Raw genomic sequence first — 17391 nt, 5'->3', positions numbered from 1 at the left:
TGACGAGATAGGAGTCGATTCGAAATGAGTGAAAAATACCATCTCATTGGGATTAAGGGTTCAGGAATGAGTGCGTTGGCACATATTTTATATGATATGGGATATGAGGTTCAAGGATCGGATATTGAGGAGACTTTATTTACTCAGATCGGATTAGAAGCTAAAGGGATGAAGCTTTATCCATTTGGACACTCTCATATCGACCCTGATATGACCGTGATTATCGGAAATGCATTTAAGGATGACCATGTGGAAGTGGTATTGGCGAAAGAGGTTGGAGCAACGTGTATTCGTTATCACGACTTCTTAGGTTCTTTAGCGGGGAACTTTACGTCAATCGCTATTTCTGGAACTCATGGAAAAACAACAACAACAGGGTTGTTATCACACGTGTTACGCCTTAACCACAAAACATCATTTTTAATTGGTGATGGGACAGGACAAGGGGTTAAATCAAGCGAATATTTTGTATTTGAGGCTTGTGAGTATCAAAGACATTTCTTGGCTTATCATCCTGATTATGCAATCATTACAAATATTGAACATGATCACCCAGACTACTTTAAGGATATCGATGATGTGCTAGATGCGTTTAATACATTTGTAAGTCAATGTAAGAAAAAAGTGATTGCTTGCGGTGATGACGTTGAGGTGAAAAAATTAAAAGACACTGATAAAATTATGACCTATGGATTTGAACCAACTAATCATGTCGTTGCAACAAACGTCATTAAAAGTTCAGCAGGAACAACATTTGATGTCTTAATTAATGGAGAATTTTATCATACCTTCCATACACCGTTTTTTGGAGACCATATGATTTTAAATAGTTTAGCCGTGATTAGTATTTGTTATTTAGAAGGGTTGAATCAAGAAACGATTGAAAGTGATTTATGTTCGTTTGAAGGTGTGAAACGTCGTTTTGCACAAAAAAATTATCGTGATCAAATCATCATTGATGATTATGCCCATCATCCAACAGAAATTGCGGCGACATTAAAAGCGGTTCGTCAAAAATATCCGGATCGTGATTTAGTTGCTGTATTTCAACCGCATACATTTACGCGAACAGCTGCCTTTATCGACGAGTTTGCTCAAAGTTTAAATTTAGCGGATTATATTTATTTAACAGAAATATTCGGATCTGCTCGTGAAGAAAGTGGTGCTGTCAATATTCAAACATTAATTGATAAATGTCATAGTGGCCATTTAATTACGAAAGAGACAGTCAATCAGTTAGAACAATATCCAACCGCTGTTATTGTCTTTATGGGAGCGGGAGATATTAAGAAGTATGAGGATGCTTATACCACATTAACGCCAAGCATTTAAGGTAAGTTTTAAGGAGAGAAAAGAATGATTTTAGCAGCAGGAATGACAGTAACATTAACCTTATCGGATTTATTAATGTTAACGATTATTGGATGTTTGATTGTTTTAACGGTATATCTCGTATTAACGTTAAAGGCAGTCATTCGTTTGCTTAATGAATCACGTGTTCTAGTTAATGAGAGTACAAAGATTGTTGATGATGTGCAAGAAAAAACAAAGGTCATGGGGGATTACATGACGGATGCTTTAACAAATGGGCATGGAATTTTTAAAATTTTTTCGGTGATGAATCGTCAGCGATAAGTTGATTCATTTCGATCACCCGATTGTTCAATAATTTTTAGCGGAAACGGTGATAATTTCCGTTAATACTTCATAGGATAATCTGAAATGGGTAAAATAGAAACTGTAAAAGGAAAGGTGGTTTTTATATGAAAAAAAGAAATGCTTTTTTCTTAGGCGCACTAGTGGGGGCAGCAGCTGTTGCCTTATTTACACCTAAGTCTGGTCAAGAAATGCAAAAAGAATTATTACAAAAATTAGAGGATCTTCAATCAAAAATCAAAGATATTGAAGTGGATGAAGTAAAGGCTGCTTTTACAGCGAAATTAGATGATGTAAAAGATGTGATTAATAATTTTGACTGGGAAACATCAAAAGCAGAACTTGAAGTTAAAGTGAACGAAGTAAAAGCTAAATTAAACGAAATGATGGTTCGTTTAGATGAGGCTAAAGATAATATTAAAGATCAAGCGGAATTAGCTCAAGAAGATTTAGAAGAGAATTTTACTATCGTTATTGATACGGTGAAAGAACATGCAAAAGATATTGCCGAAGATGTGAAAACACGTGTTTCTAATGTTTCAGATGATGCAAAAGTGATTGCATCTGATGTGGCAGATGAAGTGAAAAAGGCGACATCTGATGTTGTTGATATTGCCATGAAAAAAGAAGAGAAATAATGAAAAGGAATAGCTCTTTCATAGAAGAAGGGGCTATTCCTTTTTAACATCATAACAATCGGCGTGATGACTTAATGAATAGAAAAAAGAGTTATGCCTTTCCCCAACATAACTCTTTTTAAATTAGCAATAATAACAAAGCGTATAGCTTGTTAATAAATATTGCGGAATAAGATTAACTTTACAAGGTTTAATCAAAGGCGCTAACTCGTACGCATATGCGACGACCTCATTCATTGTTGGATGAAAATGAATATAATCTTCTATGTCTGGATCATAGAGTCCCCATGCTTCCCTTGAATAACAATATTGAATGTAGAGTTCTTTCATTATATCCCTCACTTTCAATGAGAAAATGTAGATTAATTATATAATGGAGCCAAAGTTTATTTTGTCGTTTTTACTCCACGTTTAAAAAATCCATTTTTTCATTTAACGTTTTTAAAATATAAAGAGCTGACTTATATTTATGCTGCTTTTCGTAGATGTGATGAAGTTGGTAAGAGTAGAGTTCGAACGCCTGACGATCATGGCGTTTTTTTGCAAAAGGAATCGCTTCTCCCTGAAGGAAGATTCGAAAAGAATCTGAAAGAGGGCGATTCATGAGGTAATGATAGAATTTCCATTTTAAAATATCGGGGAGCGGCACAGAAAAAGGGAAATGAGTTAACTGCTGTAGCAACTGTTTTAATTTAGTAGTTTGTTGAGACTGATAGTAAAGGTCCATTAAGGACGTAAGGGTTTCAACCTTATAGGATGACGTCTTTAGACCTTGAATGTACATGATTTCAGCATTAGGATAATCTTTAAGGGCGGTGTAATACTCACCGTAACGATTAAATAAGGTAGACACTTGTCTGTATGGGTCTTTAAGTGTTAACTTCGCTTTTAATTTTTCAAGTAAAGGGGAGGCGGTTGAAAATAGATGAGTGAATGTATATTCTTGACATAAAAGAAGCTCACAGTCAAGCGCGTATCCCATTGCATAATCTTTGAGGAAGAGGGCATTCGCCTCATAGGCCAATTGAACGGCCTTCAACGAGTGGCGGGAAAGTGAGTAATAACGGGCTAACATCAAAAGGAGCAGGGGATCATCCCAATGGTGTTTGATCGCTAACTCATAAGAGAGGTCGTAGTATCCTTTACTAAGTTGTCCATCATGTAATAAAAAGTAGTAATAACCCATAAAGAGAAAATAAAATTGAAGTTCTTCTACCGAAAAATAAGGGAGCATTTTTTCAAGGAAGGGCATCTCACGTTTGGCATAACTGGTGTTTCCTTGAAGAAGATAATAAGAAAATTTGAGGAGGGAGAACTGGTAGTGCAGTTCAAAATGTGCTTCGTTTAAGTCATGGGCGGATAAGTCTTGATGATAAATCATTTGGCGAATGGGAAAGAGCCATCCCTTTACGGGTGGCTTTTTCCTAGGAGAAAGCGTTAATTTTTTATAGATAGCCTCTAACAGGGAAGCGGAAGGAGCGAGTTTTCCAGTTTCGATTTTTGATAAGGTAGACGGGGAACAAAGCGGTGTAAAGTCTTCCATTTTTAGCTTTAAAAACAACCGTCTATCTCGAATGAAGAAACCAGCAGGGTACACTTCTTCAGTGGATAAACGTTCATGCATGATTTGTTGAGCGCGTTGATAACATTTCATAAGACACCTCGTTTAGTTAATGAATTAATCCCTTCAAGACTTAAGATAAAAAATAATTTAGGTCTAGTGATAAAAGAGCGACGATTTAAGGAGAAGATCGAAAGGGATAGTCTTTTTTGATATCAGCCTTTTCTAGCAGAAAAAAATCATCGCTACCTTTTTAGTTTAACAAAACAATAGATGGATCACTATGGATGATATGGATAAAAATATGAACGGAGTTGACAATAAGAAGGAAAGGACCACGCTAGAAGGCAGGTGTTGTCTAGTATTAGTAAGGAAGCAGAAAGTTAGCCCTTCGTTTAGTCGAATCGTTTTTCGTAAAAAATGTTCATGAGAAGAGGGGGGCGTATAAGGTGCATAATGAGCAGGGGAAGGACACATCCCCCTGTTTTTGCAAACAAAAAGACGATTTCAGTAGAGAAATCGTCGTTGTTATTCAATTTATTTTGGTTCTATAATTTTTGGTGTGGGTGGGATTACTCACACCTTTTTGATTGCCATAAATATTGAGACAAAAAAAAGAGACATAGTCCCCAAAATCCTATACAATGTAATCGGCTAAAACAACACGAAAGGATTGGTTTTATGTCTCATACTAATTGTATCTCAACTTTACTTGATTTAAAAGATAAAAATATTACTTTTTCAGAAAATTGTATCCAGGAAACTCAGATTAAGAATGTTCGTTCTAAACTTATTTTGGGGACTCTTTCTTTTCAACCGACTCATTGCTACCACTGTGGTCATTCTTTTGACTCAAATATCATTAAACACGGCTTCAAAACTTCACGTATTAAGCTAGTCAAAATTTCCGGATTTGATGCTTATCTAGACTTAAAAAAACAACGTTATAAATGCCGTCATTGTGACCGAACATTTACCCTAGAAACATCTTTTGTTAACCCTAATTGTTTTATTTCCACTCCCGTAAAACAAGCCATCTTTTTAGAAGCTAGTCATAAGAAATCCGAAACAGATATTGCACGTGAGCTTAACGTTTCTCATTCAACCGTTAACCGCGTCATTCATTCTTCCTATGAAGAACAGCCGCTTCCCTTTAATTCTCTCCCAAAAGTTCTTTGTTTTGACGAGTTTAAGTCAGTTAAATCGGCCGAGGGTCACCTGCCATGCGAAGCATGTATCCTCCATTGGTAGGGAACGGAGCAATGTCCTTCATTTTTTGTGATGCGTCCAATGGAAAGCTAATTAATATCGTTGAAGACCGTCGCTTAAGTACTCTAAAGGACTATTTTATGCGGTTTTCTAAGGAAACTCGTGAAGGTGTAACCCACATCGTCATTGACATGTACGCCCCTTATATGACACTCATTAAAGAGGTATTCCCTAAGGCTAAGATTGTTTTAGATAAATTTCATATCGTTCAACTAGTCTCTCGTGCTCTTAATAAAACACGCATTCGTTTCATGAATCAAAATAAAGAGTTTTATAATAAATTCAAACATTATTGGCGACTTCTCTTAAAAGCCCAAGAAGATCTTAATGCCACTCATTACTTCTATTCCAACTGCTTCAAAAAGATGATCTCTCAACAAGAAATTATTGACTTTTTATTAGCCCTAGACCCTGAACTAAAGGAGACTTATGATTTCTACCAAACTGTCCAACAGGCTATTAAACTTCGTAACCTTGAAATATTTCATCATGCCATTCAACATCCCTCTGACCTGCTTTCACACGAAATGAAAACAGCTTTAAAAACACTCACTCATTATCAAGATTATGTCAAAAATACTATCGAAACTCCCTATACAAATGGAGTACTTGAAGGAATTAACAACAATATCAAAGTCATTAAGCGAATCGCTTTTGGATACCGTAGTTTCTACCATTTCAAAGCAAGAATTTTGATTATTCATAAATACACTTTTGAACAAAAAAAGAAGAGGAATCAAACCATCTAAAGAATAGCCTAATTCCTCCCGATTATATGTATAGATTTTATTCACCCACACTATTTGACAAAGAACCTTTATTTTAATGCTTTTAATACTTTGTTTGCAAGGCCGAGGTAAGCAACTCCAATATCCTCTGTTGGAGTGAAGATGGAGTGTGAGAGGTTATTTTGTGGTTGACCGATTGGGAGTGTAGCAAGTAGGTCAACCTTTAAGGCATTTGCAACGATTTCTCCACCACCTGAACCAAAAATCGCCTCATGGGCCTGATTGACTGGATTTGGGTAATAAGACATGTTTTCAACGACCCCAAGGATTTGATGTTTAAGTGTTTGAGCCATATACCCTGATTTCACGGCAATATGTGAAGCGGTCGGATGAGGAGTGGTTACAACGATGACATAGGCTTCAGGAATAAGCTTTTGAATATCGATGGCAACATCACCTGTACCAGGAGGGAGATCGATGAGCATAAAATCTAAGTTCTCGTCCCATTCCACGTCGTTAAAAAAGTGATTTAACATTCGATTAAGCATTGGACCGCGCCACATGAGTGGTTGATCGTCTTCTAAGAAAAACTCTGTTGAAATGACAGGAATATCAAACGCCTTTGGAGGATAGATTTTATTATTGCTCGCTAATTGGAATCCTTCTTTTTTCATTTCGAAAATATGAGGGATACTTGGTCCGTAAATATCAGCGTCAATAATCCCAACCTTTTTTCCTAAGCGTGCAAGTGCAACGGCTAAATTAGCTGTAACCGTTGATTTTCCAACGCCACCTTTTCCCGAGGTAATGGCGATATAAGTTGTTTTTTTCTTTGTTGTCGATTCTTCTTGTGATGGAAGCTGCTCAAATTGTAATTTAACTCCACGGAATTTAAAGTCAATTTTAATAAGTTTCGCTAATTGGCGTGAGAGTGTTTTTTCTTCTGGGCCTTTAATTAATCCGATGGCGAGAATCGCTGTTACAATTGAATCCTCTTCATTGACGGCGAGATGGCGAATACTGTGCTGTTCGCCTAACGTTTTTTGTGTGCTTGGATCGATTAATTGTTCAATCGCTTGTTTGATTTGTTCTTTTATCGTCATGTTTAACAACTCCTTTATTAAAGCATATGAATCATCTAATTTTTATTATACCTTAAAATAGACGAAATGCCTGAGTTAACGCTCAATGTGAAGAGGAAAATTCATATATTCTTCTTGGTTTAGTTGGGTGCAAAGTGGTTCGGGTAAAATCGCGCTATAGGCAGCGGTGACCGCCTGTTCGTGCTTGAGAATTTCATGAGCTTTTAGCTCGAATTTACTATATATAGGAACCGTCACTTCCTTTTTAATCTGTTTTAAATAGCGTTTACCTGTAGGGGTCGAACCTAAAATTCGAACGTAAGGGGCGCCGTTTTCAATCTGTAAAGCACGAATCCAAGTTTTTTCAGTTTGCGTCAAAATGTGAGCACAAATACGTTGAATCCGTGTTCGGGTATAGCGCTTGGTTTTGACATGATTCATAAATTCTTCAAAGCTTGAACTCTTTATCATCGCAGCATATAAACGGTTTTCAAGTCCTTCTTCAACATCATGGATGCCGAGGAGGCCTTTAGGGGTGAGCGTGAGAATTTTTTGCTTAAGAAACGGAAAATAGGCTTCCCACGTGTGGTAGGTTGCTGTTAGCTCATAATGCTCCTTTAATAGGTGGGCCACATTTTTTGGGACAAATGCATCAATGGCTTGTCCCTTTTCACTGAGATTTCTGATAGACGTTGCACTAGAAATCGCGTGATGCGTTGGGGCGAGGTCGCGGTAATCACTATGTATTCGTGTTAACGTGCCAGCCGTTATCGGACTATTTAATTCACGAATAGCTTTGAGGTAGTAAAGACCTAGGGTGTTGTTTGGAGAGGTTGCTAACTCATGATTTAGATTAAAGGATTCTAAGGTCGCGGCACTTGCCTTTGGAAGACTAAGCCCTGATTTTAGCTGTTGTTTGAGTTTTTTTTGAAATTGATCCTCTTGCATGATTTGATCGAGGGTCAATAATTCATTAATATTTCCGCTTTCGCTTCCAAAAATGAGTTCATTTACGCGTAAATGTGTTAAAATAGAAACGGCCCCTTTTGCAAATAAGTCGGCAGATTGACAACTATAGACATAAGGAAGTTCAACGACGAGATCGGCGCCGTTTAACAGTGCCATTTTAGCGCGTTCCCATTTGTTTACAATCGTCGGTTCCCCTCGTTGGGTAAAATGTCCACTCATCACGACAATGAGCACATCGGCCTGTGATTGTTTAAGACTTTCTGTTAAATGGTATAAATGACCGTTATGGAATGGGTTATATTCAACGATTAAACCGGTTGCTTTCATCTTTTATCACCTTCCTTGTTTTATTATAGCAAAGATTAGGTGAACATCGCTAAAGTTTTAGCGGATGAGGCGTTGATTCGGTTAACGAAATGGCCTACTTTTTTGGATAGATAGATGATATTCTCTGATGAGTAGGGGATATTAAAAAGGAGTGCTACGCGATAAATTTATAAGATTACAATTCTTTTTGTTGAAAATTATCAAGTGATGTGTTGACAATAGGATACAAAGTATGTATAATGTAATCTGTTGCAATTAGAGGTGATTGTAATGAAATGGGCAATTGCTCAACTAGTCAAACAAGGTTCCAAAGTTTTTGAAATTGATGAACTGATTGATTTCTCTGACATTGTGAACGCACACGATGAAATTCGTAAACTTTCAAAGGTTAAAGTGACAGGAACAGGACAGCTTCAAGGAAAAAAAGTTGTTTTCAATCTTCATATCGAAGGGACGATGACACTCCCTTGTGCCGTTACACTGGATGATGTAGAGTATCCATTTGATTACGATTCAGTAGAAATTTTCGTATTAGATGCTGATCTCTATGAAGAAGGTGAAGACGAGTATCTCGTAACTGGAACAACAATTGAACTCGCACCGATTATTTGGCAAAATATTTTGCTACAAAAACCTTTACGTGTGGTGAAGGAAGGTGCTTACGAAGAAATGAAGAAAAAAGGTATCGAATTTGAAACAGAAGAAGATTTGCACGAATCAGAACCTGAAGTAAAAGTCGATCCGCGATTAGCAGTTTTATCAAAATTGCTAAATGATACTCAAGATAAGTAGGAGGTGTCAACATGGCTGTACCACAAAGAAGAACATCTAAAACTGCAAAACGTAAACGTCGTACTCACTTCAAATTAGAAGTACCAGGTATGGTAGCTTGCCCACAATGTGGAGAAATGAAATTATCTCACCGCGTATGTGGAACTTGCGGAACTTACAAAGGACGCGAAGTTGTTAAAACTGAAGAATAATCCTTTATTAATGGGCCCATTAATAAAGATTAGCGAACCAGAACAGAAATGTTCTGGTTTTTTTGTGGTTCTATAATATTTGGTGTGGGTGATGCCCACACCTCTTTTATTGAAATTAAAAAATAAGTACAAAAAAAGAGACATAACGTCCCAAATTCTATACAATGTAATCGACCAAAAAAACACGAAAGGATTGGGTTTATGTCTCACACTAATTGTATCTCAACTTTACTTGATTTAAAAGATAAAAATATTACTTTTTCAGAAAATTGTATCCAAGAAACTCAAATTAAGAATGTCCGTTCTAAACTTATTTTAGGCACTCTTTCTTTTCAACCGACTCATTGCTATCACTGTGGTCATTCTTTTGACTCAAATATCATTAAACACGGCTTCAAAACTTCACGTATTAAGCTAGTCAAAATTTCCGGATTTGATGCTTATCTAGACTTAAAAAAACAACGTTATAAATGCCGTCATTGTGACCGAACATTTACCCTAGAAACATCTCTTGTTAACCCTAATTGTTTTATTTCCACCCCCGTAAAACAAGCCATCTTTTTAGAAGCTAGTCATAAGAAATCCGAAACAGATATTGCACGTGAGCTTAACGTTTCTCATTCAACCGTTAACCGCGTCATTCATTCTTCCTATGAAGAACAGCCGCTTCCCTTTAATTCTCTCCCAAAAGTTCTTTGTTTTGACGAGTTTAAGTCGGTTAAATCGGCCGAGGGTCACCTGCCATGCGAAGCATGTATCCTCCATTGGTAGGGAACGGAGCAATGTCTTTCATTTTTTGTGATGCGTCCAATGGAAAGCTAATTGATATCGTTGAAGACCGTCGCTTAAGTACTCTAAAGGACTATTTTATGCGGTTTTCTAAGGAAACTCGTGAAGGTGTAACCCACATCGTCATTGACATGTACGCCCCTTATATGACACTCATTAAAGAGGTATTCCCTAAGGCTAAGATTGTTTTAGATAAATTTCATATCGTTCAACTAGTCTCTCGTGCTCTTAATAAAACACGCATTCGTTTCATGAATCAAAATAAAGAGTTTTATAATAAATTCAAACATTATTGGCGACTTCTCTTAAAAGCCCAAGAAGATCTTAATGCCACTCATTACTTCTATTCCAACTGCTTCAAAAAGATGATCTCTCAACAAGAAATTATTGACTTTTTATTAGCCCTAGACCCTGAACTAAAGGAGACTTATGATTTCTACCAAACTGTCCAACAGGCTATTAAACTTCGTAACCTTGAAATATTTCATCATACCATTCAACACCCCTCTGACCTGCTTTCACCCGAAATGAAAACAGCTTTAAAAACACTCACTCATTATCAAGACTATGTAAAAAATACAATTAAAACTCCTTATACCAATGGAGTACTCGAAGGAATTAACAATAACGTCAAAGTCATTAAACGTATTGCCTTCGGATATCGTAGTTTCTATCATTGGGTCCCCTAGCGTACGTAGCGAAGCTCGTACATTTCATCAATTGCTAGGGAAAGGTCACCTGCCATGCGGAGCATGTTTCCTCCACTGGTAGGGTAGTCAAAGCAAAAATTTTGATTATTCATAAATACACTTTTGAACAAAAAAAGAAGAGGAATCAAGCCGTCTAAAAGATGGCCTAATTCCTCTTGATTACATGTATAGATTTTATTCACCCACACGATTTGACAAAGAACCTTTTCGGTTATGTCGAAAAAGGGTAATCAATACAGGTGCCAGCCCTTTTTATCATAAATTGAAGGATTCCCCTCTTGTGAATGGGTTGGTAAACTTTACAATTTCTTGTACGTATGGTAGGATTAGTTATAGTATGACAGTGGGGGAGACTAGATGATTAGAAAATTGATGGAAAAGGACCGCGAAGCGGTTTTAACGTTTTTGCGAGAGGAGCCCCTTTTGAATTTATTTCAAATCGGGGATATTAGAAATTATGGGTTTAACTCAAGTATTCAGACTGTTTATGGTTATTTTGATACGAATCATCAGTTAACAGGTGTTCTTCTTCGTTACCGGCAACACTATCTTCCTTATTTTAAGGAGGAGGGCGAGGTGTGTCAGTCCTTTTTAGATGTTATTAAAACAGACCCTGCGGCACAGATGATTTCAGGAGATGAGCGGTTGGTTCGCCCTTTTTATCGTTGTTTTAATGAAGTAGAGAAAGAGATGACCTTTTTGTGTGAATTAATAGATGGAACTCATTTGCCCTCAAATGAGTTAGTAGGGGTAAAGCGAGCGACAGTAGCAGATGCTCCTCGGATTGCGACATTAATCCAGATGATAGTGGAGTTCCACTCAGATTCGGCTAATGTTCAGAATATAAGACAAAAGATTAAGGATGAATCTGGACGGATTTACTACATTGAAAATGAACACAAAGAAGTGATTAGTGTGGCACAATCAACAGCTGAAAATGAGGAATCGGCAATGATTGTCGGGGTAGCGACGCATCCTTTGTATCGGCGACGGGGGTTCATGACGCAAACCTTATCAAAGCTATGTTATGATTTGTTAGCAGAACAAAAGCGAGTATGTCTATTTTACGATAATGAAGCAGCGGGAAGGATTTATCATCGATTAGGTTTCAAGACGATGGGGACATGGGTCATGTTAAGACGTGTCCAACAAACACGATGAGTTTGGTGTTAGCAGGAGTTGAGACAATCTGATGGAAAAATGAAGAATTTTGCAGAAGAAATACGCTATTTTTAAAAAAGATGTGATACAATAAAGGAAAAAATAAGGTATAGGAGTGAGACAATGGAAAGCTTAATTTGTTCAACAACTACAATCGCATTAGGTGTTGCACGAAGCGATGTAACCGTCGATTACCGATTGATGGGGGGGATGTCAAACTTAATGTACGTCGTTTCAGCCAAGGGGAAAAAGTATACCTTCCGTATTCCGGGAAAAAACTCGGAGGTATTTGTTGACCGTAAAGAGGAATTGTTCAACATTCAAATTATTGATGGACTTGGAATTAATAATAAACTGGTTTACTTTGATACGAAAACGGGATATAAGTTATCAAAATTCGTTGAGGGAACACCATTAGGAGAGATGCCAGACCCGGAATCTCACTTAGAAGAAGTAGCCTGTGTTTTACATCGATTACACGATTCGGGACTAAAAGCGCATAAGGATTACGGTCCTTATGAACGATTAGAGAAATACGAACAAGAGGTTAAATTATTAGGATATACGCACGATGAAAAGTATACCCATCTTAAGTCAGTATTTTTAAGTCACCGCGAATTCCTCGATCAATTTGAACAAGTGATTTGTCATAATGACAGTCAAATTTCAAATATTGTGATTGGGGAAGAACAACCTTATTTATTGGATTGGGAGTTTGCTGGAAATAACGACCCGATGTATGATGTTGCTTGCGTCGGTAATAAAGATTTTGGATTAGCCTTAAAATTTTTACCGGTTTATCTCGGTCGTGAACCACGTGCTGAAGAATATCGTCGAGTGTATTTATGGCGAGCATTTCAATGCTTGCAATGGCATAATGTTGCTTTATATAAGGAAATGATCGGACTGAGCCAAGATTTAGGTGTTGATTTTAAAGGGGTCGCAACCCTGTATTTGGCCAAAGCTGAGGAGTTCCTAAACGGGGCCAATCAATATTAATTAATTAGGAGGGGAAGCTAATGGGCTCCTCCTTTTTTTGTTTTTAGCGGAGTAACCGTGTAAAGTCGCCTAATGGCACGATTCGATAAAAGATGGCAGACATCGCTGTCTGATTGGTCGTCGTTAAAGCAAAAAGCAATTCACGTCAAAAAGTGAGTTGCTTTTTTCATAAATGGGACGATTACCGTATATTTTTATAGTAAGGATGTATCGGGTGGAGGGATAAAATGGATGGATTTTGCTGTTTAACATTGGAACAAGTCTATGGTCCGCAACTCAAACAGGCGGTCCTTTTAGATCCGAATGTGATCAATTACGACGAATTACGTTATTTAAAGGTGTTGCACATCGGCTATGATGGTTGCCCTCATCAAGGGGAGCTCCTTGTCCATCACACCGTAGCCAAGGAGGTCCTTGAAATCTTTCAAGCGCTGTATGAGATGAACTACCCCATCGAAAAAATGCGTCTCATGAGTTGTTACGACGGTGATGACGAATGGTCGATGACCGATAATAACAGTAGTGCGTTTAATTTTCGTTACGTGACGGGAGACGGGGGGAAGAAGTATTCGAAGCATGCCTACGGTTTGGCGATTGATTTGAATCCACGGGTTAATCCTTATATAAAAGGTGAAATCGTCCTTCCGAAGAATGGGTTACCTTATATCAACCGGGACCAGCATGCGCTGGGGATGATTAAAAAGGATGATGCCGTCTATCGATTGTTTAAACAATACGGTTGGATTTGGGGGGGAGATTGGGAAACCTTGAAAGATTACCAACACTTTGAGAAAAAGAAAAAATAAAAATCCAGGAGTTTCCTGGATTTTTATTTGCGTTTAAATAACACTTTGTCGCTTGTTATTTGCGAGGTTGTATCCCAAGTGGTCTCATCCTTTGGATCATAGGCTTCTAAAAATTCAATAACTTCTTTTGTTACCGCCGTTGGAGTTGATGCTCCTGCTGTGACAGCAACGGTTTCGATCTCTTTGAGCCAATTAAGGTCGATATCCGCTACAGAGGCGATGCGATGTGAAGGGGTATGGGCACGCTCGATTGAAATTTGTGAGAGTCGCGCCGTATTATTGCTATGCGGATCACCAACAACTAATGTTAAATCAGCTGCTCCTGCTTGATTGGCGACGGCCTCTTGACGCACTTGAGTGGCGTTACAAATTTCTTTAATAAAGGTTGCCTGTGGAAATTTTTCTTTTATTTTTTCTGAGAGTGAGTAAACATCCCACAGGCTCATTGTTGTTTGATTGGTGATAATAATTTTTTCGTTAGTTAGCGCGAGTTTTTCTAATTCATCGGCCTTAGATAAGAGATGGATATGGTCTTTATCTACACCGAGTGCTCCTTCAGTTTCTGGATGTCCGTGCTTACCAATATAAATGACGTCATAGCCAGCATCGATATGTTCTTTCATCAAAACATGGGTTTTAATGACGTCTTTACAACTAGCATCAATAACGGTTAACCCTTTATCCATCGCTTTTTGCTTTACCGCGGGAGCGATTCCGTGTGCAGTAAAAATAACAGTTCCGGCGTCGATTTGTTCAAGGAGTTCTTCACGTGTTTTTGTTTTATCGTCGATGGTGATGACGCCTAAATCATCAATCGCCTTCGTGATGTGTTCGTTATGAACAATCATGCCAAGGACATAAATAGGTCGTGGTAACGATTCGTCTTTTGCTGCATCTTGAACAATATTTAGGGCGCTAATAACCCCGAAACAGTAACCTCTTGGGGCAATTTTTATGACTTTCAATGCATTCACCTCTACTTTAGATTATGTATTTATTATAGCATATTTCGACTTAAAACTCCTAATAATGAACAATATAGCTTGAATTTTAAGTCCTATGTTTGATATGATAGAATTTGTATGTCAAATGGAATAGCAAAATAACGAGTTATTTTCGTTAAGATGGATAGAAGTTAGTCATACTAACAGTGAAGGAGTGGTAGAAATGTCTGTACGTTTTGAAGAGTTAAAGATTAAGCCTTACTTAAAGGAAGCCGTAGCGAGTCTACATTTTGAAGAATTAACACAAATCCAGGAGGAAGTCATTCCGTTAGCATTACAAGGGAAAGATATTATTGGACAATCGCAAACAGGAAGTGGAAAAACACATGCTTTCTTATTGCCGATTTTTCAAAAGTTAGATGAACAAGCACAACAAGTTCAAGCCGTGATCACAACTCCAACGCGTGAGTTAGCGGATCAAATTTATCAAGTAGCGAATCAACTTGCTTCATTTTGTGAGCACCCAATTAAAATTGGACGTTTCGTTGGTGGAACAGATAAGCAAAAAACAATTGAAAAATTAGGAACACAACCTCAAATTGTAATTGGGACTCCAGGTCGTATTAAAGATTTATCGATTAACGAACGCGCCTTATTCGTTCATACGGCAAAAATGTTTGTGGTTGATGAGGCAGATATGACGCTTGAAACTGGATTTTTAACTGAAATTGATCAGATGGCCGGAACGATGGGGAACGATTTACAAATGATGGTGTTTTCAGCAACGATTCCTCAAGCGTTAAAACCCTTTTTGAAAAAATATATGACGGCTCCGGTGCATATTCATATTCAACCTCGTCAACAAACAGCGGTTAAAATTGAGCATGTTTTATATCCGACAAAACACCGTAATCGTGTAAATATTGTGGCCCAGTTATTAAAGGCATTAAACCCTTATTTAGCGATTATTTTCGTGAATACGAAACAAAGTGCAACGGAGGTGGCGAATGCTTTAACATCAGCAGGGCTTCGTGTCGGACAAATTCATGGGGATTTAACCCCACGTCAACGTCGTCAAATGATGCAACGTATTCGTCATTTAGAGTTTCAATATATTGTAGCGACAGATATTGCCGCACGTGGAATTGACATTGAGGGAATTAGCCACGTGATTAACTACGAATTACCACAGGATTTAGAGTTTTACATTCATCGTGTCGGTCGAACAGCGCGTGGAAATTATGATGGAATGGCGATTACGTTATACGATTCAAAAGAGGAAGAATTATTACAACAACTTGAAGCGCGTGGAATTGAATTTAACTATCGTGAATTAAAAAATGGAGCATTAGTGGAGGTAAATGCGCGTAATGCTCGTCAAAAACGTGTGAAAAAGGAAAATGAAATTGATAAAATTGCGAAAGCTAAAATCCGTAAACCGAAAAAGGTAACACCGGGTTATAAAAAGAAAATGAAAGCCCAAATGGAGCAGGTGAAGCGTCAGGAACGACGTAAACGTAAATAATAGAGGGTTAGGTGGTATAAGATGTTAAAAATTGGATCACATGTTGGGATGGCTGGAAAGGAAATGCTTCTTGGAGCGGCTAAGGAGGCCGCCTCATATGGTGCAAATACGTTTATGATTTACACGGGGGCCCCACAAAATACGCGTCGTAAACCGATTGAAGAGCTAAATATTGAAGCGGGATGGGAGTATATGAAGCAGCATGGACTATCTGATATTGTCGTCCATGCACCTTATATTATTAATTTAGCGAATACTGTTAAACCGGAAACGTTTGAATTGGCCGTTGAGTTTTTAGCGAAAGAAATTGAACGATCAGAGGCGCTGCGCGCTTATACACTTGTCTTGCATCCAGGTGCACATGTAGGAGCTGGAGCAGAGGTTGGATTGGCCAAAGTGGTTGAAGGACTTAATGAAGTGTTAACGAAAGATACGAATATTACGATTGCGCTAGAGACGATGGCAGGAAAAGGGACGGAAGTTGGGCGTAGTTTTGATGAGCTGGCCTATATTTTTGATAATGTCGTACATAATGAAAAATTACGTGTTTGTTTCGATACCTGTCACGTTCATGATGCAGGCTATGACTTAGTGAATGACTTCGCGGGTGTTTTAGAATCGTTTGATCGTTTAATTGGAAAGAAACAGATTGCCGTTTTCCATATTAATGATAGTAAAAATATAATGGGGGCCAAAAAGGATCGTCATGAGAATATTGGATTTGGAGAAATCGGATTTGATGCCCTCAAAACCATTATGTATCATCCAGATTTTAAAAAGGTTCCGAAAATCTTAGAGACACCTTATGTTGCTGTTGGAGGGGATTCTAAAGAGAAATTACCACCGTATAAACAAGAAATTGAGATGTTTAGAAAAGGGGAGTTTGACCCTAAAAATCTTGAACGTATTTTAGGAAAACAATAAAAAAATAACCATCCGTTTGGATGGTTATTTTTTATTAAAAATGATATTTCGTTTAATTCCTGTAATTAATTCATTGTATTTAGATATATTAGACGTTTTTAAATGGGTACGTAATTGGTCATGATTTAAAGATAACGAAGGCTCATCGATAATCTCACTCCAATGATGGGTCAGGAGATGATGAAAGTTTATTAAGTCATTGGGATCAATTTTCAAATCGTTCTTACAGTTTAAAGTGAATAACTCCTCAACACTTAAATGCATCAAGGTTGTTTTTAGTAACTCATACATAGCAAGTCCCCCTTTGTAACAAATGAGTG

20 protein-coding genes are annotated in these 17391 nt (G+C 37.7%); 14 read left to right on the top strand and 6 right to left on the bottom strand.

What is annotated here, in order from left to right:
- The first annotated feature begins 24 nt into the window (after positions 1-24).
- From murC to AC6I0I_RS07380, 3 genes are all read left to right on the top strand, one after another.
- On the top strand, positions 25-1332 hold the full coding sequence (gene murC, locus AC6I0I_RS07390) for a UDP-N-acetylmuramate--L-alanine ligase (RefSeq protein WP_161832499.1): 1308 nt from the start codon (positions 25-27) through the stop codon (positions 1330-1332).
- Between the two features lie 24 nt (positions 1333-1356).
- Positions 1357-1635 carry a hypothetical protein gene (locus AC6I0I_RS07385; protein ID WP_237658969.1) on the top strand — a complete coding sequence of 93 codons (279 nt, stop codon included), beginning with the start codon at positions 1357-1359 and terminating at the stop codon, positions 1633-1635.
- Between the two features lie 128 nt (positions 1636-1763).
- Entirely contained in the window at positions 1764-2294 is a 531-nt protein-coding gene (locus AC6I0I_RS07380) for a YtxH domain-containing protein (protein WP_161832498.1), read from the top strand.
- Between the two features lie 123 nt (positions 2295-2417).
- Here AC6I0I_RS07380 and AC6I0I_RS07375 read toward each other — a convergent pair whose 3' ends face one another.
- Positions 2418-2624 carry a hypothetical protein gene (locus AC6I0I_RS07375; RefSeq protein ID WP_161832497.1) on the bottom strand — a complete coding sequence of 69 codons (207 nt, stop codon included), beginning with the start codon at positions 2622-2624 and terminating at the stop codon, positions 2418-2420.
- Between the two features lie 70 nt (positions 2625-2694).
- The gene (locus AC6I0I_RS07370) at positions 2695-3948 is read right to left on the bottom strand and encodes a helix-turn-helix domain-containing protein (protein WP_161832496.1); all 1254 of its coding nucleotides are present in this window, start codon (positions 3946-3948) and stop codon (positions 2695-2697) included.
- A gap of 588 nt (positions 3949-4536) precedes the next feature.
- Between AC6I0I_RS07370 and AC6I0I_RS07365 the strand changes: the two genes are divergently transcribed.
- Positions 4537-5106 (top strand): transposase family protein, encoded by a 570-nt coding sequence (locus tag AC6I0I_RS07365; RefSeq protein ID WP_338617937.1) that lies wholly within the window; start codon positions 4537-4539, stop codon positions 5104-5106.
- Positions 5107-5117: 11 nt separating this feature from the next.
- On the top strand, positions 5118-5873 hold the full coding sequence (locus AC6I0I_RS07360) for an ISL3 family transposase (RefSeq protein WP_338617938.1): 756 nt from the start codon (positions 5118-5120) through the stop codon (positions 5871-5873).
- Positions 5874-5941: 68 nt separating this feature from the next.
- Here AC6I0I_RS07360 and AC6I0I_RS07355 read toward each other — a convergent pair whose 3' ends face one another.
- Positions 5942-6955, bottom strand: a complete 1014-nt coding sequence (locus tag AC6I0I_RS07355; RefSeq protein WP_161832929.1) for an Mrp/NBP35 family ATP-binding protein — start codon at positions 6953-6955, stop codon at positions 5942-5944.
- A 75-nt stretch (positions 6956-7030) separates the two neighbouring features.
- Positions 7031-8230: a nucleotidyltransferase gene (locus AC6I0I_RS07350; protein WP_161832928.1), complete on the bottom strand. Its 1200-nt coding sequence runs from the start codon at positions 8228-8230 to the stop codon at positions 7031-7033.
- A 270-nt stretch (positions 8231-8500) separates the two neighbouring features.
- On the opposite strand from AC6I0I_RS07350, the gene AC6I0I_RS07345 reads away from it, so the two are divergent.
- The 7 genes from AC6I0I_RS07345 to AC6I0I_RS07315 all read left to right on the top strand — a co-directional run bounded on the left by AC6I0I_RS07345 (position 8501) and on the right by AC6I0I_RS07315 (position 13678).
- Entirely contained in the window at positions 8501-9022 is a 522-nt protein-coding gene (locus tag AC6I0I_RS07345; RefSeq protein WP_161832927.1) for a YceD family protein, read from the top strand.
- Between the two features lie 11 nt (positions 9023-9033).
- Complete coding sequence (gene rpmF, locus AC6I0I_RS07340; protein ID WP_006783624.1) at positions 9034-9213, top strand: 50S ribosomal protein L32; 180 nt, start codon at positions 9034-9036, stop codon at positions 9211-9213.
- A 201-nt stretch (positions 9214-9414) separates the two neighbouring features.
- Positions 9415-9984 carry a transposase family protein gene (locus tag AC6I0I_RS07335; RefSeq protein ID WP_338506340.1) on the top strand — a complete coding sequence of 190 codons (570 nt, stop codon included), beginning with the start codon at positions 9415-9417 and terminating at the stop codon, positions 9982-9984.
- Between the two features lie 11 nt (positions 9985-9995).
- A complete protein-coding gene (locus AC6I0I_RS07330; protein ID WP_497993520.1) occupies positions 9996-10691 on the top strand; it encodes an ISL3 family transposase in 696 nt (231 codons plus the stop codon).
- Positions 10692-11069: 378 nt separating this feature from the next.
- Complete coding sequence (locus tag AC6I0I_RS07325; RefSeq protein WP_262951143.1) at positions 11070-11873, top strand: GNAT family N-acetyltransferase; 804 nt, start codon at positions 11070-11072, stop codon at positions 11871-11873.
- Positions 11874-11996: 123 nt separating this feature from the next.
- Positions 11997-12872, top strand: a complete 876-nt coding sequence (locus tag AC6I0I_RS07320; protein WP_262953892.1) for a choline/ethanolamine kinase family protein — start codon at positions 11997-11999, stop codon at positions 12870-12872.
- 227 nt (positions 12873-13099) lie between these two features.
- A complete protein-coding gene (locus AC6I0I_RS07315; protein WP_262953891.1) occupies positions 13100-13678 on the top strand; it encodes a M15 family metallopeptidase in 579 nt (192 codons plus the stop codon).
- A gap of 23 nt (positions 13679-13701) precedes the next feature.
- Here the strand turns inward: AC6I0I_RS07315 and AC6I0I_RS07310 are convergent, their stop codons facing one another.
- Entirely contained in the window at positions 13702-14652 is a 951-nt protein-coding gene (locus AC6I0I_RS07310) for a 4-hydroxy-3-methylbut-2-enyl diphosphate reductase (RefSeq protein WP_317452442.1), read from the bottom strand.
- Positions 14653-14845: 193 nt separating this feature from the next.
- On the opposite strand from AC6I0I_RS07310, the gene AC6I0I_RS07305 reads away from it, so the two are divergent.
- On the top strand, positions 14846-16147 hold the full coding sequence (locus AC6I0I_RS07305) for a DEAD/DEAH box helicase (RefSeq protein ID WP_161832906.1): 1302 nt from the start codon (positions 14846-14848) through the stop codon (positions 16145-16147).
- 21 nt (positions 16148-16168) lie between these two features.
- Positions 16169-17071, top strand: coding sequence for a deoxyribonuclease IV (locus AC6I0I_RS07300; RefSeq protein ID WP_161832907.1), 903 nt, complete (start codon positions 16169-16171; stop codon positions 17069-17071).
- Positions 17072-17095: 24 nt separating this feature from the next.
- Here the strand turns inward: AC6I0I_RS07300 and AC6I0I_RS07295 are convergent, their stop codons facing one another.
- Positions 17096-17362, bottom strand: coding sequence for a hypothetical protein (locus AC6I0I_RS07295; protein ID WP_262953890.1), 267 nt, complete (start codon positions 17360-17362; stop codon positions 17096-17098).
- Positions 17363-17391 lie beyond the last annotated feature (29 nt).

This window comes from Turicibacter sp. St.80E1 (genome assembly GCF_059728495.1).
Note: the sequence above shows the minus strand (reverse complement) of the source record. Positions and strands in the feature narration are given on the sequence as shown.